Source organism: Asinibacterium sp. OR53 (assembly GCF_000515315.1).
Classification (GTDB): domain Bacteria; phylum Bacteroidota; class Bacteroidia; order Chitinophagales; family Chitinophagaceae; genus Sediminibacterium.
The window spans coordinates 2,252,367-2,270,125 of the sequence record NZ_KI911562.1; the positions used below are offsets into that span (position 1 = coordinate 2,252,367).

A 17,759-nucleotide genomic window follows, 5' to 3' on the forward strand; every position below is an offset into this window, starting at 1 on the left:
GTTAGTTTATCTGCAAAAAACAGATTCATGATTCGCAAATCCTGGTGGAAGATTCTGGCATTCGTACTGCTTATTTATACCTGCTCGGTCGGTTTTTTGGTGAAAGTGCCTTCCCCGCCGGGCGTGCCGCTTCACCAGACCATCCGCAACCTTTTTTTCCATGTGCCCATGTGGATAGCCATGATGGTGTGTTTCACCGTTTCAGTAGTGTACGCCATCAAATACTTGAACAAGCCGGATGTAACGGCAGACATCTATTCAATAGAATTTGCAAGAACGGGGGCTTTCTTTGGCGTACTGGGGTTGCTCACTGGTATGATCTGGGCTAGCTCCCAATGGGGCAAAGCCTGGAGTAGCGACCCGAAACAGAATGGGGCGGCCATTGGTGTGCTGATCTATTTTGCTTATTTCGTGGTACGCGGCAGCCTGCATGATGAAGAAAAACGCGCACGTATAGGAGCGGTATATAACATATTTGCCTTTTTCATGCTATTCCCTACAATTTGGATACTGCCCAGGTTAACGGAAAGCCTGCATCCGGGGGGACAGGGAAGTGAAGGGAACCCCGGACTCAATCCCAAAGACAGCTCACCCGCCATGCGCAGCGTGATGTATCCGGCTTTTATCGGATGGACATTACTGGGCGTATGGATCACCACCCTGCGGATCCGCGTTCAACTCATTCAACAAAAAAGACTGGCTCATGAATAAGTTCACAAGAATATTCCTGGTATTAACAATGATGATGGTATCGGTAATTACACATGCACAGACTACCGTTCCGAACGAACCCAACGATTTCATGCACAGCAATGGCAGGATCTATGTGGTGGTTGCCGTAGTATTGACCATATTACTCGGCATGTTCGTATACCTCTTTATGCTGGATAAAAAGATTTCGCAGATGGAGAAAAAATAAAATCGTTCAACGGGCAGTGCGCTCACACTGCTGTTCTATACAAGTCAAAAAAAACTAACTAAAAACGATTAGCTCATGTCAGAACAAAAACCGTACAGCTTCTTTCAAAGCGTTGAAAGGAGTTTTGATAAAGCGGCCAAATTTACCCGATGGGAGAAGGGGGTGCTGGAACAGATCAAAGCCTGTAACAGCGTGTACAGTATGCGTTTCCCTGTTAAGATGGATGATGGAAGTATTGAAGTGATCGAAGCGTACCGGGTGCAACACTCACAGCATAAATCGCCTTGCAAAGGTGGTATCCGTTTCAGCGAAGAAGTGAACCAGGATGAAGTGATGGCGCTGGCGTCGCTCATGACTTATAAATGCGCTATCGTGAATGTTCCGTTCGGTGGAGGTAAAGGAGGCATCAAGATCAACCCGCGCAAGCACAGTGTGTATGAACTGGAAAAGATCACAAGACGTTATACGAGTGAACTGGTAAAGAAAAATTTCATCGGACCAGGCATTGATGTACCGGCTCCCGATTACGGAACCGGTGAAAGAGAAATGGCCTGGATCGTAGATACCTATACTTCATTGAAACCCGGTGAGATCGATGCAGCCGGCTGTGTAACCGGTAAACCCGTTTCGCAAGGCGGGGTAAGGGGACGAAAAGAAGCAACAGGCCTGGGTGTGTTCTTCGGTATCAGAGAAGTGTGCAGCATGCCGGATGTAATGGGTAAACTCGGACTCGCCACCGGTGTGGAAGGAAAAACAGTAGTAGTTCAGGGATTGGGTAATGTAGGATACCATTCTGCCAGGTTTTTCCGCGAACACGGATCCAAAGTGATAGCCATTGCCGAATACGAAGGCGCCATTTACAGTGAGAAAGGATTGAATGAAGAAGAAGTATTCCAGCACCGTAAAAAAACAGGCTCCATACTCAATTTCCCCGGAGCACAAAACCTGCAAAGCAGCAATGAAGCCCTCGAACTGGCTTGCGATATATTGATACCGGCGGCATTGGAAAATGTGATCAATGCCGGCAATGCGGCGCGTGTGAAAGCGAAGATCATTGGTGAAGCAGCCAATGGCCCGCTTACACCCGAAGCGGATGAAATACTCGTAGCCAATGGAACCTTGGTGGTACCCGATATGTACCTGAATGCAGGCGGTGTAACCGTTTCTTATTTTGAATGGCTGAAGAACCTGAGCCATGTACGTTATGGCCGGATGGAAAAAAGGTTCACCGAGAATATGAACAGCCATATTCTGAGCCAAATTGAGGTGCTCACCGATAAAAAAGTTACGGAAGCAGAACGTTCATTTATTTTGCATGGTCCGGAAGAGGTAGACCTGGTACACAGCGGACTGGAAGAAACCATGATCGCTGCTACGCGTGAGATCATGGATATCTGGAAAGCTAACCCTGCTATTCCGGATATGCGCACGGCGGCGTATGTTTGCGCCATTAATAAAGTGGGTACGTCGTATGCGGAGCTGGGTATCTTTCCTTAGTGTTTTGAGGTTCACTATACATATGGGCCGTTGCAGCAATGCAGCGGCTTTTTTTATGCGGCATCTTTAATAAGGAGGCAGCGCTTCCAGTTCTGCTAAGCGGCCGTTTTCAACAAGATATCCCTGCGTATAGCTGCCGTTTGTTACAACAATGAAAGGCGCTTTCAACACAATATTATAATGGAGGGCTTGCCGGAATACGGCTTCGGTGAGAGACGTGGTGGTATCCTTGCATTCGATCACCATCCAGGGAACCTGGTCTTTGTACACTACAATATCGAATCGTTTTTTGAGTTCACCCAGTTCAATTTCTTTTTCAACTGCAATCAGTGAAGCAGGATATTTTTTTTCCTGTACCAGGTATTGAAGAAAATGTTGTCTTACCCATTCTTCCGGCGTGAGGCGTACCCATTGCTTGCGAATGGGGTCGAATACCCATTCTTTCCCGGCTTCTTCTTTGATCCTGAAATCGTATGAAGGATAAGTTATTTTCATCATAACGCTTGTCCCGCCGCTGTTTTTTCGTATTTTAGCCAATTAACTTTTTCAAAGATATTGACTAAAAGATGCATTTATGAAGACGAAAGAAGAGATTGTTGAGAACTGGCTGCCGCGTTATACGGGTGAGAAGCTGAAGAATTTTGGCCAATACATATTACTCACCAATTTCAGTAATTATGTAACACTTTTTGCCAAATGGAATAATGTAAAAGTAGTGGGGCACGATAAACCCATGCAGTGTGCTACCGCCAATGGTATTACCATCATCAACTTCGGCATGGGCAGTCCCGGTGCTGCCACCATCATGGACCTGCTCACGGCCATCGAGCCCCAGGCTGTGTTGTTCCTGGGCAAATGCGGCGGACTGAAGAAAAGAAATAAACTCGGCGACCTGATCCTCCCCATCGCAGCCATCAGGGGTGAGGGTACATCCGGTGATTATTTTCCACCCGAAGTGCCGGCCATGCCTGCCTTTGCCCTGCAAAAAGCGGTCTCCACCACGATACGTGATTACAAAGTGGATTACTGGACGGGCACCGTATACACTACCAACCGCCGCGTATGGGAGCACGATGATGATTTCAAAGGATACCTTACCAAAGTGCGTGCTTATGCCATTGACATGGAAACGGCTACCATCTTTACAGTAGGTTTCTATAATAAAATTCCCACAGGGGCTCTGTTACTGGTGAGTGATCAACCCATGATTCCCGATGGTGTGAAAACAGAAGCCAGTGATAAGAAAGTAACGACAGACTATGTAGAGAAGCACCTGAAGATTGGTATCGACTCATTGAAGCAGTTGATCAACAAAGGGCTTACTGTGCGTCACCTGCGGTTTTAATCTTTCCAGAGAAAAGGAAACAAAATCACCGCCAGCGCTACCACCATCAGGTCGAGCGCTACCAACAATACTACCATTTGCCAGAAGCCGCCCTGCACTACATCCGAGAATGCGGCATTGGCTATTTTCATGAGCAATAATAATTGAGGAATGATGATGGGGAAACCCATGATGGCCATCAGGGCCGATTGCTGCTGGGCTTTGGCGGCGATCGCCGCGAGGAAAGTGAATACCAGCCCCAGGCTCATGCCCCCCAGGCAGGCGATACCAATAAAAGCAGGCATCTTTTGAATGGGATTGCCCAACAACACTGTAAACACGCCCAGGCTCAGCAGGCTCATGGCCAACATGAGCAGCAGGTTGAAGAGTAGTTTGGATAATATGAAATCGCGCGGACCTGCTATCGAATAAAAATACAACATACGGCCCCGGCTTTCCTGCAAAAAGCTTTTGGCAACGGCATTCACGCATACAAACAATTGGATCACCCAGAAAAGCCCATTCCATACTTTGTCTTCCGGTTCTCCCATCGATAAGTACACAACAAATATGGTAGAAGCTACATATAACAGGATGCCATAGAGGGTGTACTGCTGCCTGAATTCCAGCAGCAGGTCTTTTTTAACCAGCGATAATATGGGGTGACTATTTTTCATGGGCACATTTGCGGCACCGGGGTTCATAAGTTTCTTTTTCGCCCAATAATACCTGACTGTCTTGCGTTGTTTTCCGGAAAGAAATATTGGCCAGGCTACCGCATTTGACACAAATGGCATGCAGTTTGGTAATAAAGTCGGCGATGGCAAGCAGGTCGGGCATTTGTCCGAAAGGACGCCCCGTGTAGTCCATGTCCAGCCCGGCAACAATGACGCGGATACCCCGCAAAGCCAGGGTTTCACAAACAGTTGTGATCTCGTTGTCGAAAAACTGGGCCTCATCAATGCCTACCACATCCACGTCCTGGGCCAGGAGAAGGATGGTCTGGGAGTTATCGATGGGGGTTGACTGGATGGTATTGGCGTCGTGGCTAACCACCTGCGTTTCATCATATCGGGTATCAAGGGCGGGTTTGAATATTTCGACTTTGAGATTGGCAATGCGGGCCCTTTTGAGTCTCCGGATAAGCTCCTCCGTTTTTCCGCTGAACATACTGCCGCAAATCACCTCAATCCAGCCTCTTTTTTCACCTGATATGATGGGTTCTATGAACATCAATAAAATAAATTAACAAATAAAAACGTTAGTAACTTTATAACTTGCCAACGGCCATTGGTAACCCCCCAAATGTATCACATAACTATGGAAAGAGTAGGCGCTTTGATCAATAAACTGAAAGAACAGTTTGAACAGCATGCCGATGCAGAAAAATTAGCTGTCACCGCCAGGCTTTTGTTGTGCGAATTACAGTCCGGCCAGGAAAAGACAGTGAACAAAGGAAAAGTGTCGGTCGTATTGCCTGCTTTTGTTCCAGCTACGCCTTCCACTCAACCAAAGAAAGATGTACCCAATAACTGGCTGCTCAATAAAGAAGAAGCCATTCCCACCCTTGCGCACCAGGAAGGACAGGAAGAAAAAGAAATACTGGAACTCAACGACCACCTGGTGGTATCAAGAAACGGCAGTCTGAATGAAAAACTGAAAGAAGACAGGGTAGAGATCGCTACTTTGTTGCAGGGCAGTCCCATTCGCGACCTGAAAAAAGCGGTGGGTGTGAATGACCGTTACCAGTTTGTCAACGATCTTTTCCGTGGCGACGAGAGCATGTATGAGCGCAGCCTCAAAACCATCAACAGCTTCAGCATTTATCCCGAAGCGCAATACTGGATCCAGCGCGAATTGAAAGTAAAGATGGGGTGGAATGAAAACAGTGAAACAGTAAAACTCTTCGATCAGTTGGTGAGGAGACGGTTTGCCTGAATATATTGAATGATCTTTTGCGTAGCACCCGCATGCTGCTGTACATAATCCAGCGCCGCTTTTGCAGCAACATCGTATAAAGCTTTGTTTTCAAGGAGCAACTTGAATTGCTTTTCCAGTTCCAGTGCATCATCAACACTGAAAGCGCCTCCTGCGTCCAATAATTCCTCCGCTTCGAAATACTTCTGGTAAACAGGACCGAATAAAACGGGCTTGCCATACACAGCCGCTTCCAGGATATTGTGAATGCCATCATCGCCAAAGCCTCCTCCTACATAAGCAAGGGTAGCATAATGATACAGTTTGCTCAGCATGCCAATGTTGTCAATGATCAATACATTGAAATGCCGCTGCGGCTCGGCTCCTTCGCTGAGCATTTCTTCGTAGGCTGAATACAAGATGGCGTGTTTATATAGTTTCAGGCATTCATCCAAACGGTCGCTGTCGATATCATGCGGCGCAATGATGAAGCGTATTTCCGGGTGGATATTGGCAAAATGATCCAGCACTTCATCATCATCCGTCCAAGTACTGCCGGCCACAATTACCGGACGGTGGTCGCAAAACCTGTTTACCACGGGTAATGTCTGGAACTGCGATGCGATGGCAATGACCCTGTCGAACCGCGTATCGCCGCTGACGCTCACATTGGTATGAAAACCGGCTGTTTGCAGCAGTGTTGCCGATGCTGCATTCTGTACAAATAATTGCGTAAAACAGGAGAGCATGGCACGGTGAAAACCTCCATACCATTGAAAGAAAGGCTGGTCCTTTCTAAAGATGCCCGATACTAATAACAGGGGAATATTCCTTTGCCTGGTCTCCTGCAGGTAAAAATGCCAGAACTCATACTTCACAAAGATCACCAGCGAAGGCTGCACAATGTTCAGAAAACGGCTGGCGTTGCCTGAGCTATCCATGGGCAGGTAGCAGACCAGGTCGGCCCCTTCATAGTGTTTCCTGATCTCGTATCCCGAAGGGGAAAAAAAACTGAGCAGGATCTTGTGTTTGGGATAGAGCTGCCTGATATGCTCCAGGATGGGACGCCCCTGTTCAAACTCGCCCAGCGATGCTGTATGCATCCAAACCACGGGCTGGCGGTTGTTGTGAAAAAAAACCGACAGCTTTTTAAACAAACCTCTTCTGCCTTTCACCCAAAGCCGGGCTTTGCGGTTATACAAACCCAGTAACCAGGCTGCTTTGGGATAGATCCATATAAATAAGCGGTAAACTGCCTGCACGGTGCTTGATTTTCAAATACAAATAAACAAATTAAAATGATTAGTAGTTTTGCCCGGCTTAATACGCCCGATTATGACGAGACCCATCCAGATGGTTGATACCAGGAGCCAGTACCTGCAGATCAAGACAGCAATAGACACCGCCATCCATGAAGTGCTGGACAGCGCAGCTTATATCAATGGTAAAGCGGTTCAGGATTTTGCAGCCGGCCTGGGCGCTTACCTGGATGTGAAGCATACAATACCCTGTGCCAACGGAACAGACGCTTTGCAGATAGCCATGATGGCATTGGGACTGCAACCGGGCGACGAGGTCATCACGCCTTCTTTCACTTATATTGCCACCACTGAAGTGGTAGCCTTACTAAAACTCAAGCCGGTATTTGTGGAAGTAGATCCGCAAACCTTTTGCATCGACCCTGCTGCATTGCGAAAAGCCATCACATCCAAAACCAAAGCCATTGTGCCGGTGCATTTATACGGACAGGCAGCCCCGATGGAGGAGATCATGCAGATTGCCAATGAGTTTGCTATCCCGGTGATTGAAGACAATGCGCAGGCCATTGGTTGCCACTATCTTTTTTCAGACGGTACGAAGAAAAAAACAGGCACCATCGGCACCATCGGCGCTACTTCATTTTACCCCAGTAAAAACCTGGGCGCTTTCGGAGATGGGGGCGCTATTTTTACCAATGATGATGAGTTGGCACACAATATGCGAATGATTGCTAATCACGGTCAGTCAAAAAGATATTATCACGATGTAGTGGGCTGTAATTCGAGGCTGGATTCTATACAGGCAGCTGTATTGAACATCAAACTGAAACACCTCGATCGATACAATGCTGCGCGACAGGAAGTAGCGGCTTTTTATGACCAGGCTTTTGAAGCGAGCGATGCCATCATCACTCCTTTCAAAGCGGCTTATAGTACCCATGTGTATCACCAGTATACCATTATATTGGAGAAAGGCAACAGGGACGAGCTCAACAGGTACCTGGCCGAACATAAAATACCTTCGATGATCTATTATCCTGTACCGGGACATAAACAACACATGTTCGATTCATTTGGCCTGCCTAAGCTGGATATGCCGCAGACCGACTGGCTCACCGAGCGGGTAATATCGCTTCCGATCCATACAGAGATGGACGAGGAACAAATGGCATATATTGCAGAACACGTACTGAAATTTGTAAAGAAATAATGTATGAAGATTGCAGTTGTAGGAACAGGCTATGTAGGATTGGTAACGGGCACTTGTTTTGCCGAAACGGGCAATAAAGTAGTCTGTGTAGATATTGATAAGAGTAAGGTAGAGAAGCTGAGCAATGGAGAGATCACCATTTATGAACCGGGACTGGAGAAATTATTTCTGCGTAACCTGAAAGAAGGACGTTTGAAATTCACCACCAGCCTGGCTGAAGGTATCGAAGGCGCCCCTATCATTTTCCTGGCACTGCCCACACCACCCGGTGAAGACGGAGCGGCTGATCTGCGCTATGTGCTGGGTGTGGCTGATGAATTGGGTAAATTAATGAAGGACTACAAAGTGATTGTTGATAAAAGTACTGTGCCGGTGGGTACTGCACAGAAAGTACACAGCGCTGTTGCTGCACATTATAAAGGGGAATTCGATGTAGTGAGCAACCCGGAGTTTTTGAGAGAAGGTGTGGCGGTAGATGATTTCATGAAGCCGGATAGGGTAGTGATTGGAACAGGATCTGAGAGAGCTCGTAAACTGATGGGCGATCTGTATGCCCCCTTTGTTCGCCAGGGTAACCCGGTGATCTATATGGATGAAAGATCGGCCGAGCTTACAAAATATGCTGCCAATTCTTTTTTAGCTACCAAAATATCTTTCATGAACGAGATCGCACAGCTTTGTGAAAAGCTGGGAGCCGATGTAGATATGGTGCGCCGCGGTATTGGTAGTGATGAACGCATTGGCAAGCGCTTCCTGTTCCCTGGTATTGGTTATGGAGGCAGTTGCTTTCCCAAAGACGTGCAGGCATTGATCCGTTCTTCGGAAGAGGCAGACTATGATTTCAAGATACTGAAGGCGGTGGAATCGGTGAATGAATTGCAGAAGAAACACTTGCTGCCCAAAGTCAAAGCTTATTTCAAAGGGGCTTTGAAAGGGAAACGCATTGCCTTGTGGGGATTGGCTTTCAAACCCAATACCGATGATATACGCGAGGCGCCGGCCTTGAGCCTGATTGAAGCGTTGACAGCAGAAGGCGCCAGTGTGATTGCTTTCGATCCGGAAGCGATGAGCAATGTTAAAAAGACACTGGGCAACCAGATAGAATATGCTGCCAACCAATATGAAGCATTGGTAGGTGCAGATGCATTGATTATTGCTACGGAGTGGAGTGAATTCCGCACCCCCGATTTTGAGATGATCGGAGAGCGGTTGAAAAACAAAACCATTTTCGATGGCCGTAACCTTTTTGAAGTGAAACAGATGGCCGCACTGGGTTATCATTATGAAAGCATAGGGCGTCCTTAAATTATTCAATATGTCAGGAAAAAGAGTACTCATCACAGGGGCCGCCGGATTTCTCGGATCACACCTGTGCGACCGTTTTGTAAAGGAAGGCAATGATGTGATTGGCATGGACAACCTGATTACGGGCGACCTGCGCAATATTGAACACCTGTTCAAACTGAAGAACTTTGAATTTTATAACCACGATGTGTCGAAGTTCATCCATGTACCCGGCCACCTCGATTATATCCTTCATTTTGCATCGCCCGCCAGTCCGATCGACTATTTGAAAATACCCATCCAAACACTGAAAGTAGGCGCATTGGGTACACACAATTGTTTGGGACTGGCCAAAGAAAAAAAAGCCAGGATACTGGTGGCTTCCACCAGTGAAGTATATGGCGATCCATTGGTGCACCCGCAAACGGAAGAGTACTGGGGCAATGTGAACCCGGTGGGACCGCGCGGTGTGTATGATGAAGCCAAGCGCTTCATGGAATCCATCACCATGGCATATCATACTTATCATGGAGTAGAAACGAGGATCGTGCGCATATTCAATACATACGGACCGCGCATGCGCCTCAACGACGGGAGGGCATTGCCTGCATTCATTGGCCAGGCATTGCGGGGAGAAGACCTGACGGTATTCGGAGATGGCAGCCAAACGCGTTCTTTCTGTTATGTAGACGACCTGGTGGAAGGTATTCATCGTTTGCTGCTGAGTGATTATGCCAAGCCGGTGAACATCGGTAACCCGAATGAGATATCGCTGAAAGATTTTGCAGAAGAAGTATTGAAACTGACGGGATCGAAAGTGAAGATCGTATATAAACCCTTGCCGGTAGATGACCCCAAACAAAGAAAGCCGGATATCAGCAAAGCCAAACAATTACTCAATTGGGAGCCTAAGGTAGGCAGGGCAGAAGGATTGAAAATAACGTACGATTATTTCAAGTCTCTGCCGGAAGAAGAATGGTCGAAGCAACCCAAAGAATTCAAAAAACATAAATAACTGTTCAGCCCATGCCAAAACCATTAATTGTTGTTACAGGAAAAAACGGGCAGTTGGGCTGGGAACTCTTGCAATTGTCGGGCCGCTTTGCCGGAGCGTTTGATTTCCTGTTTGCAGGAAGGGAAGACATGGATATGAGTGAGCCGGAAACCATTCCCGTTTTTTTCGAGAATATCAAACCAGATTATGTCATCAACTGCGCAGCGTATACGGCGGTTGATAAAGCAGAGACCGACCAGGAAACGGCTTACACGGTCAATGCAACGGCTGCCGGCATGATCGCCAAAGAATGCCATCGTTATGGATGTGTTTACCTGGGCATTTCCACCGATTATGTGTTCGACGGAAAAGGAACAGCGCCGTATACTATCGGTACCACCTGCGATCCGGTCAATTATTATGGATATACCAAGTACATGGGAGAGCAATTGGCATTGGAACATTGCGAACAATCAGTTATCATACGCACTTCGTGGGTGTACAGTTCACATGGACATAATTTCGTCAAGACCATGTTGCGATTGATGAAAGAAAGACCGGAGATCAAAGTAGTGCATGATCAATTGGGATCGCCTACTTATGCAGCAGACCTGGCTGAAGTATTGATGCAGGTGATTGAATCCATGCAGCATGGCCGTGCACATTATGGTATTTATCATTACAGCAATGCAGGCGCCATCAGTTGGTACGATTTTGCCCTAGCCATCAAAGCCGCAGCCGGTATGCATTGTGAAGTATTACCCATTCCTACTGCTGCTTATCCCACACCGGCTAAACGGCCGGCCTATTCAGTGCTCGATACAAGCGCTATACAGGCCGATTATGGCATTGTATTAAAAGATTGGAAGCAACAGCTCCACCAATGTTTGTCGCAGTTGGCTGGATAAAGCCCTGGGAGTTTACCTGAATAATATACACGCAGCAGTAGCCGGTATGTTGATGCTGCCAGTTATCTTTTTAATTCCCTTCTCATCGATGAGATCATCTTTTGTAATCAGTGTCCACTCACCTGCAGGCAAATGCATGGTTTTGGATACTGCCTCACCGTTGAATATAACCAGGATGTCTTTCCATTGATCGCCATTGGCATGATCGGATAGTGTATACGCAATGAGCAAAGGATCGTTGGTTTCAAGGAAAGTTAAATGTTGCCGGATCATTTGTGCCGAAGGCATCCTGAAAGCAGGATGGTGTTTGCGCAAGGCAACGAGTGACTGGTAATACTTGAATACTGCTTTATATTGTGTCTTACGATTCCAGTCGAGTGCATTGATAGAATCGGGCGATTCAAAAGAATTGGCTACGCCTTTTTTGGTACGCAGCATTTCTTCTCCGGCATGCAGGAAAGGAACACCCTGGGAGGTAAGTACAATGGCTTGGGCCAGTTTATCCATTTTGATAATGTCTTCTTCGGAGACGCCGGGGTTATCGATCAGCAGGCGATCGAACAGCGTATTATCATCATGACAGGAAACATAGCTGATGGATTGATAAGGCTCTGCGGCCCAGGCGCGTTTTGAATAATTCACCAACTTGTAGTTGATCTGCGGATGCTGTACGGCGCCTGCAATGCCAAATTTGATGCTTTCGGCCGTGCCTGTTTTACCGCTGATGAACCCTTTTTCTTTTACATCGGCAAAAGGTCCGCGCAGGCCATCCCGCATTTCATCGCCGAACGCCGCGATCTGGTGTAGCTGGTAAGTATTTTGTTTAACTGCCCGCAGCGATTCGTCCAGCGGACTTTCTCCGGCAGTCCACCCCTCACCGTAGATGAAAATGGTTGGATCAATCTTGTGCAGCGTATCACTGATGGCATTCATAGTAGCAATATCGTGCACACCCATGAGATCGAAACGGAAGCCATCGATATGGTATTCCCTGGCCCAGTATGCTACAGAAGCTATCATGAATTGGCGCATCATGACTTTTTCTGAAGCGGTTTCATTGCCGCAGCCGGTGGCATCGGAATAATTACCGTTGGCTTTATGGCGATAAAAATAACCGGGTGCAAACTGATTGAAAGGAGATGCAAGATTGGCTGTGTGGTTATACACCACATCCAATATCACACGCAACCCCCTGTTGTGCAGGGCCTGCACCATTTGTTTAAACTCCTTGATACGTGTATTGCCATTGTAAGGGTCAGTAGCATAAGATCCTTCCGGTACATTGTAGTTGAGCGGATCGTAGCCCCAGTTGTATTTGTTCAATGAAAGTTTGGTTTCATCTATGGAATTAAAATCGAAAGAAGGTAACAGGTGTACATGTGTTATACCTAATTCGGCCAGGTGATCGAGCCCCGTCTTTTCACCGGCTGCATTGCGTGTTCCTGTCTCGGTAAGACCCAGAAATTTTCCTTTGTGGCGAATGCCGGAAGTGGGACTGATCGACAGGTCGCGTACATGTAATTCATAGATGATGATGTCGGTAAAATTTTTAAGCAGCGGTTTTTTATCTTTAGCCCAGTTGACCGGGTTGGTGGTTTTCAGGTCAACCACCATGCCACGTTTGCCGTTGACGCCTACGGCTTTTGCATTGATATCAGGACTTTCATCCAACCACTTACCATCCTGTTTTACCTGGAAAGTATAATAGCGGTTGACAATGTTTTTATGGACAATGGTTTCCCAGGTGCCTTGCCGGGCTGGCAGCAGTTTTATCTGTTCCAGCGGCTGGCCGCCATCGCCAGCTGCGTATAAACGCAACAGCACTTCTGATGCCCGGGGCGCCCAAATTTTAAAAGAGGTTATTGCACCCTTATAACGAACGCCCAAATCGTTGCCGGAATAGACAGGATCATGATGAAGATCGCTTTGAGCGCAGACAGTAGCACAAAGCAACAACAATACATAAACAGGTAATGAATACTTTGATTTCATGTAAAAGGGGTTTGAAGGCCGATAAATATACTATTGGTTTGTACTAAACCCACAGTAGCCCACATTTAATGTGGGTTATAGTTTTTTTAATGTATATTTAATTCCTGCTTATTAAAAGCCAAGGCTAATGTCAAGAATAGTGAATTTCGGTTCAATACAAGATATTCTAGACAGAAAACCTTATTTTAAAGCTGTCTTTTCAAACAGCTGCCATGTCAAACCAAAAGATCAGGATATCCTTATTTCTCAACTATTTTGTATTCGCCATACTGCTCAACAGTGTAGGCATATTGATCCAGAAATCCATCAATTCATATCATGTCGATGAATTGCAGGCCAGTATCCTGGAAGCTTTCAAAGACCTTTCCATTGCTTTTGTGTCTTTTTTTGTAGGCTCCTTCCTGCCCAGGCTGGGTTATAAAAAAGGCATGCTGGCGGCCCTGGCGTTGGTCTTTGCCGGTTGCCTTATTATGTATTTTGGTAACTCCTTTGCAACGGTTAAATTGATGTTTGCTTGTGTAGGTATCTCTTTTGCCGTTATCAAAGTATCTGTGTATGCATTGATAGGTGTGGTAACCAATGATGAAAAAGAACACAAAAGCCTGCTCAGTTCTGTAGAGAGCTGTTTTATGATCGGTATTGCCGCCGGATTCATTGCTTTTCCTTTTTTCTACAGCGATACCAACCCGAATGCATGGCTGCGCATATACCTGCTGTTGGCAGGATTGATAGCCATATCTTTTTTGGTGTTGTTATTGTCAGATTTTAAAGCGGATTATGAAATTCCGGGAACATCGGTGATAGATGATTTTGTGGAAATGGTAAAACTGGTCAAAAGACCCCTGGTACTGGTTTTTGCCGTTGCTGCTTTCATGTATGTGATGACAGAGCAGGGGATCATGAGCTGGCTGCCTACTTTTAATCAGAAAGTATTGCACCTGCCCGAGACAACCAGCATTTATATGGCGGTCATTCTCATGCTGTCCATCGCATTAGGACGGTATTTATCGGCGCTGTTGGTAAAGAAAATATCCTGGTTCTTCATACTATTTGTTTGCCTGGCAGGTGCAGCGATCATCGTCTGGTTGGTGTTACCGGCAGCGCAGAACCTGGCGCCAAGGCAGATCCTTTCTTTTGCCGATGTGCCGGTGATTGGTTATGTTTTCCCGTTGATCGGCTTTTTCCTGGCGCCCATCTACCCGTTGGTCAATTCTTTTGTACTCAGTTCTACAGAGAAAAAGTTTCACAGTCCCATGGCATCCCTGCTCGTTTTCTTTTCGGCTATTGGAGGTACTTTGGGGTCAAGACTGGTTGGATATTTATTCAAACACATTGGCGGGGGCAAAGCGTTTTATTTTTCATTGGCACCCATGGCCGTCTTGCTGTTATGCTTGTGGTTTTTTTACGGGTTTCAAAAGAAACAAAAGGCTTGAAAACTGTTTCAATAAAATGAACATGAAAATGACGGTTGATTTTTTCCGTACTTCTTTGTTTGAAGCAGTGCAGATGAACAGGATTTTCCCTGATGGAAAGACTTTTGTGGATTGTGCACCCAAAACAGGAATACCGGATATCCTGAACACATACGAAACAGAGAAACACAAGCCTGACTTTGATCTTACTTCATTTGTGCGGCGTTATTTTACATTGCCTGTTGCCCCAGCCGTTGACTTTGTTGCACAAAGCAACGCTACCATGTTGGAGCATATTGAATCACTCTGGCAGGCGCTCACCCGTAACCCGGATACACAGCAAGGCTCTTTGATCCCGCTTCCTTATCCTTATATCGTTCCGGGTGGGCGGTTCAGGGAAATTTATTATTGGGATAGTTACTTCACTTTGCTGGGCTTGCAGGCATCGGGCAGGACAGTTATGATGGAGCACATGATCCAGAATTTTGCTCACCTCATCAATATCATCGGGCATATACCGAATGGAAACCGCAGCTATTACCTGGGCCGGTCGCAGCCGCCTTTTTTTGCAATGATGGTGAGCCTGCTGGCAGAGACTAAAGGGGAGCAGGTGAAGCGTCAATTCCTGCCACAACTGGAAAAGGAATACCAGTTCTGGATGCGCGGGGCAACTGAATTAAGCGATGAACAGATTGCGCTGCACCACGTAGTGCGGATGCCGGACGGAGCCATACTCAACAGGTATTGGGATGAGTACGATACACCGAGGCCTGAATCGTACCGGGAAGACAGGGCGCTGGCGCAAGAATCAGCCAGCGAGCCGGCAACATTGTTCCGCAACCTGAGAGCGGCGGCAGAATCGGGCTGGGATTTCAGCAGCCGCTGGTTCAAAGATGGTAAGTCGTTGTATACCATCCACACTACCGATATCATTCCGGTTGATTTGAATGCGTTGCTTTTGTTCCAGGAAATGATGATCAGTGAAGCCTGCCGGCAGTCGGGCATGCAAGAGAAGGCAGACCAATACCTGTCTGCTGCGAAGAAAAGACGAACTGCGATGGATGCTTATTGCTGGAACAGTCATAAAAATTTTTATGTTGATTATGATTGGAAGGAAGAAAAACAAAAAGAAATGATCACACTGGCTGGCATGGTGCCTTTGTTCCTGTTTGGTCTTGATCCATTAAGGGAATATGAGCGGGTAAGTGATACGATCAGGGAACATTTTTTATGTGCCGGGGGAGTTGTAACCACTACACAGCATACCGGGCAGCAATGGGACCATCCCAATGGCTGGGCGCCCCTGCAATGGATGACGATCATAGCACTGGAAAAAATGGGATCGCATGAGTTGGCAAAGGAGATCGCCACCCGGTGGCTGAACCTGAACAATGAAGTGTACAAACGCACAGGCAAACTGATGGAAAAATACAATGTAATAGACATGCACCTGGAAGCCGGTGGTGGCGAATACCCTGGGCAGGATGGGTTCGGATGGACGAACGGCGTTTGTGCGGCACTGGCAAAAAAATACAATATCAATACATAAATTTATGCACCAGATCACCATTATTTCATCCAGTATCAGAAAAGAACGCATGAGCCACCGGGTGGCTTTGTTCTTCAAAAAATTCATAGAAGAGCACGAATTAGGTTCTGTAGAAATACTTGACCTGCAGGAATACGATTTTCCCATTTTCGACCAGCGGCTCGGCGAGATGCAGAACCCGTTACCTTCTTTGGTGGAATTTGCCGAAAGGATCAAGCATGCCGAAGGCATCCTGATCGTCACACCGGAATACAACGGGGGATATCCTGCCAGTCTCAAAAATGCAATAGACGTTTTGTATGCAGAATGGAGAAGGAAACCCATTGGATTGGCTACGGTATCGAACGGACAGTATGGAGGTTCGCAGGTAATGACATCTTTATTATTCTCTTTATGGAAAATAGGTGCATGGGTAGTGCCGTCGATGTTTCGCGTAGGCAATGTGCAGGATGACTACGATGAGCATGGGCATGTAACAAGCCCATTGATACAAAAATTTGCCAGGTCATTTTTACACGAAATGACCTGGTGTATGGAAGCAAAAGGGAAGATGGACAAACATTGAATTATTTTATTTAACCAAAAATCAAATCATTATGATGCTTGATTGGAATGAATACCAAAAACAAATAGCGGCTGGTAATACCCAGATAGGAAGGATCAACCATGAAATTATTAAAGGCTATCGCGGCCTGAGTGAAGCAGGCAATGCCACCAACCTGTTAGGCGCTAAAGTAAGAGAGTTGATTGCACTGGCAGTAGCTGTTACACGCGAATGCGATGGATGCATCACCGTTCATACCGATGCAGCCATTAAACAGGGCGCTACAAAGGAAGAAATCGTAGAAGCATTGAGCGTTGCGATTACAGTGAATGCCGGGGCTGCATTGGTTTTTTCTACAAGGGTGTTGGATGCTTTTGATGCCAAGACATCTTCTTTGTGAAAATCAGAATAAGAGCATAAAAACAGTCCCTTCGCTTGTAGTGCTTTGTACCTGGATATTTCCCCGGTGCAGCATCATGATCTGTTTACAAAGGCTCAACCCAATACCACTGCCGTGTTTTTTAGTGCTGAAGAAAGGGATGAAAATTTTATCCATGATCTCGGCTGGTATGCCCAATCCGTTATCGGCAACCTTGATAATGGTTTTACGATTGCCGGACTGATAACCAGCTAAAACGATCCCGGGTTGGTCGGTTGATTTTACCGCTTCAATCGCATTCACCACCAGGTTGGTATCATCGTGCATAGACGTCCCCATTCTTCGTCGTGGTATTGTTTGTATACATCATCTTTCAGACACCAGCCGCACCTTATTTTTTCTTTAGCCATGGATTGTGTGTTTTATAAGTGAACATGACGGAGCAGGATAGTCAGCCTGCTGCATTTGCTACATTCAATAAAATTTTGTTGGCTGATACAATCGTAACGTATTGTGTTACAATGATGAAGCTAAAAATAAAATTTCAAACGATTGCCTTAATTATTTTATC

At 46.4% G+C, this 17,759-nt stretch carries 19 protein-coding genes; 13 read left to right on the forward strand and 6 right to left on the reverse strand.

Annotated elements, in window-relative coordinates:
• Nucleotides 1-27: 27 nt before the first annotated feature.
• The 3 genes from ccsA (at nucleotide 28) to SEDOR53_RS0110040 (ending at nucleotide 2,416) form a co-directional block, all read left to right on the forward strand.
• The gene (ccsA, locus tag SEDOR53_RS0110030; RefSeq protein ID WP_198018876.1) at nucleotides 28-711 is read left to right on the forward strand and encodes a cytochrome c biogenesis protein CcsA; all 684 of its coding nucleotides are present in this window, start codon (nucleotides 28-30) and stop codon (nucleotides 709-711) included.
• Complete coding sequence (locus tag SEDOR53_RS0110035) at nucleotides 704-919, forward strand: CcmD family protein (RefSeq protein ID WP_026769604.1); 216 nt, start codon at nucleotides 704-706, stop codon at nucleotides 917-919. The genes ccsA and SEDOR53_RS0110035 overlap by 8 nt, the downstream gene beginning before the upstream one ends.
• Nucleotides 920-994: 75 nt before the next feature.
• Nucleotides 995-2,416 (forward strand): Glu/Leu/Phe/Val dehydrogenase, encoded by a 1,422-nt coding sequence (locus tag SEDOR53_RS0110040; RefSeq protein ID WP_026769605.1) that lies wholly within the window; start codon nucleotides 995-997, stop codon nucleotides 2,414-2,416.
• A gap of 66 nt (nucleotides 2,417-2,482) precedes the next feature.
• On the opposite strand, the gene SEDOR53_RS0110045 is transcribed toward SEDOR53_RS0110040, so the two are convergent.
• A complete protein-coding gene (locus SEDOR53_RS0110045) occupies nucleotides 2,483-2,914 on the reverse strand; it encodes a type I restriction enzyme HsdR N-terminal domain-containing protein (protein ID WP_026769606.1) in 432 nt (143 codons plus the stop codon).
• Between the two features lie 76 nt (nucleotides 2,915-2,990).
• On the opposite strand from SEDOR53_RS0110045, the gene SEDOR53_RS0110050 reads away from it, so the two are divergent.
• A complete protein-coding gene (locus SEDOR53_RS0110050) occupies nucleotides 2,991-3,761 on the forward strand; it encodes an AMP nucleosidase (protein WP_026769607.1) in 771 nt (256 codons plus the stop codon).
• On the opposite strand, the gene SEDOR53_RS0110055 is transcribed toward SEDOR53_RS0110050, so the two are convergent.
• On the reverse strand, nucleotides 3,758-4,444 hold the full coding sequence (locus tag SEDOR53_RS0110055) for a heme exporter protein CcmB (RefSeq protein ID WP_232214757.1): 687 nt from the start codon (nucleotides 4,442-4,444) through the stop codon (nucleotides 3,758-3,760). The two genes, SEDOR53_RS0110050 and SEDOR53_RS0110055, sit on opposite strands and share 4 nt — an antisense overlap.
• Nucleotides 4,407-4,973 (reverse strand): thymidine kinase, encoded by a 567-nt coding sequence (locus SEDOR53_RS0110060; protein WP_026769609.1) that lies wholly within the window; start codon nucleotides 4,971-4,973, stop codon nucleotides 4,407-4,409. Before SEDOR53_RS0110060 ends, SEDOR53_RS0110055 begins: the two co-directional genes overlap by 38 nt.
• A 72-nt stretch (nucleotides 4,974-5,045) precedes the next feature.
• Here SEDOR53_RS0110060 and SEDOR53_RS0110065 point away from each other — a divergent pair, with 72 nt between their 5' ends.
• Entirely contained in the window at nucleotides 5,046-5,678 is a 633-nt protein-coding gene (locus SEDOR53_RS0110065) for a hypothetical protein (protein ID WP_157576767.1), read from the forward strand.
• Here the strand turns inward: SEDOR53_RS0110065 and SEDOR53_RS0110070 are convergent.
• Nucleotides 5,651-6,919: a 3-deoxy-D-manno-octulosonic acid transferase gene (locus SEDOR53_RS0110070; RefSeq protein ID WP_026769611.1), complete on the reverse strand. Its 1,269-nt coding sequence runs from the start codon at nucleotides 6,917-6,919 to the stop codon at nucleotides 5,651-5,653. The two genes, SEDOR53_RS0110065 and SEDOR53_RS0110070, sit on opposite strands and share 28 nt — an antisense overlap.
• A gap of 73 nt (nucleotides 6,920-6,992) precedes the next feature.
• On the opposite strand from SEDOR53_RS0110070, the gene SEDOR53_RS0110075 reads away from it, so the two are divergent.
• The 4 genes from SEDOR53_RS0110075 to rfbD are packed head-to-tail and all read left to right on the forward strand — an operon-like array spanning nucleotide 6,993 to nucleotide 11,312.
• A complete protein-coding gene (locus SEDOR53_RS0110075; protein WP_232214758.1) occupies nucleotides 6,993-8,126 on the forward strand; it encodes a DegT/DnrJ/EryC1/StrS aminotransferase family protein in 1,134 nt (377 codons plus the stop codon).
• Nucleotides 8,127-8,129: 3 nt separating this feature from the next.
• Nucleotides 8,130-9,431, forward strand: a complete 1,302-nt coding sequence (locus tag SEDOR53_RS0110080) for a UDP-glucose/GDP-mannose dehydrogenase family protein (protein ID WP_026769613.1) — start codon at nucleotides 8,130-8,132, stop codon at nucleotides 9,429-9,431.
• Nucleotides 9,432-9,441: 10 nt separating this feature from the next.
• Nucleotides 9,442-10,425: a UDP-glucuronic acid decarboxylase family protein gene (locus SEDOR53_RS0110085; protein ID WP_026769614.1), complete on the forward strand. Its 984-nt coding sequence runs from the start codon at nucleotides 9,442-9,444 to the stop codon at nucleotides 10,423-10,425.
• Nucleotides 10,426-10,436: 11 nt separating this feature from the next.
• Nucleotides 10,437-11,312, forward strand: a complete 876-nt coding sequence (gene rfbD / locus SEDOR53_RS0110090; RefSeq protein ID WP_026769615.1) for a dTDP-4-dehydrorhamnose reductase — start codon at nucleotides 10,437-10,439, stop codon at nucleotides 11,310-11,312.
• 12 nt (nucleotides 11,313-11,324) lie between these two features.
• On the opposite strand, the gene pulA is transcribed toward rfbD, so the two are convergent.
• Nucleotides 11,325-13,304, reverse strand: coding sequence for a type I pullulanase (gene pulA / locus SEDOR53_RS0110095; protein WP_026769616.1), 1,980 nt, complete (start codon nucleotides 13,302-13,304; stop codon nucleotides 11,325-11,327).
• 212 nt (nucleotides 13,305-13,516) lie between these two features.
• Here pulA and SEDOR53_RS17700 point away from each other — a divergent pair, with 212 nt between their 5' ends.
• From SEDOR53_RS17700 to SEDOR53_RS0110115, 4 genes are read left to right on the forward strand one after another with little or no spacing between them, the layout of a single operon-like run.
• A complete protein-coding gene (locus SEDOR53_RS17700) occupies nucleotides 13,517-14,737 on the forward strand; it encodes a sugar MFS transporter (protein WP_051416593.1) in 1,221 nt (406 codons plus the stop codon).
• 16 nt (nucleotides 14,738-14,753) lie between these two features.
• Entirely contained in the window at nucleotides 14,754-16,265 is a 1,512-nt protein-coding gene (gene treF / locus SEDOR53_RS0110105; protein ID WP_198018878.1) for an alpha,alpha-trehalase TreF, read from the forward strand.
• 4 nt (nucleotides 16,266-16,269) lie between these two features.
• Nucleotides 16,270-16,830, forward strand: a complete 561-nt coding sequence (locus tag SEDOR53_RS0110110; protein WP_026769618.1) for an NADPH-dependent FMN reductase — start codon at nucleotides 16,270-16,272, stop codon at nucleotides 16,828-16,830.
• Nucleotides 16,831-16,861: 31 nt separating this feature from the next.
• Nucleotides 16,862-17,209 carry a carboxymuconolactone decarboxylase family protein gene (locus SEDOR53_RS0110115; RefSeq protein WP_198018880.1) on the forward strand — a complete coding sequence of 116 codons (348 nt, stop codon included), beginning with the start codon at nucleotides 16,862-16,864 and terminating at the stop codon, nucleotides 17,207-17,209.
• Nucleotides 17,210-17,212: 3 nt separating this feature from the next.
• On the opposite strand, the gene SEDOR53_RS0110120 is transcribed toward SEDOR53_RS0110115, so the two are convergent.
• On the reverse strand, nucleotides 17,213-17,527 hold the full coding sequence (locus SEDOR53_RS0110120) for an ATP-binding protein (RefSeq protein WP_026769620.1): 315 nt from the start codon (nucleotides 17,525-17,527) through the stop codon (nucleotides 17,213-17,215).
• Nucleotides 17,528-17,759: the final 232 nt, after the last annotated feature.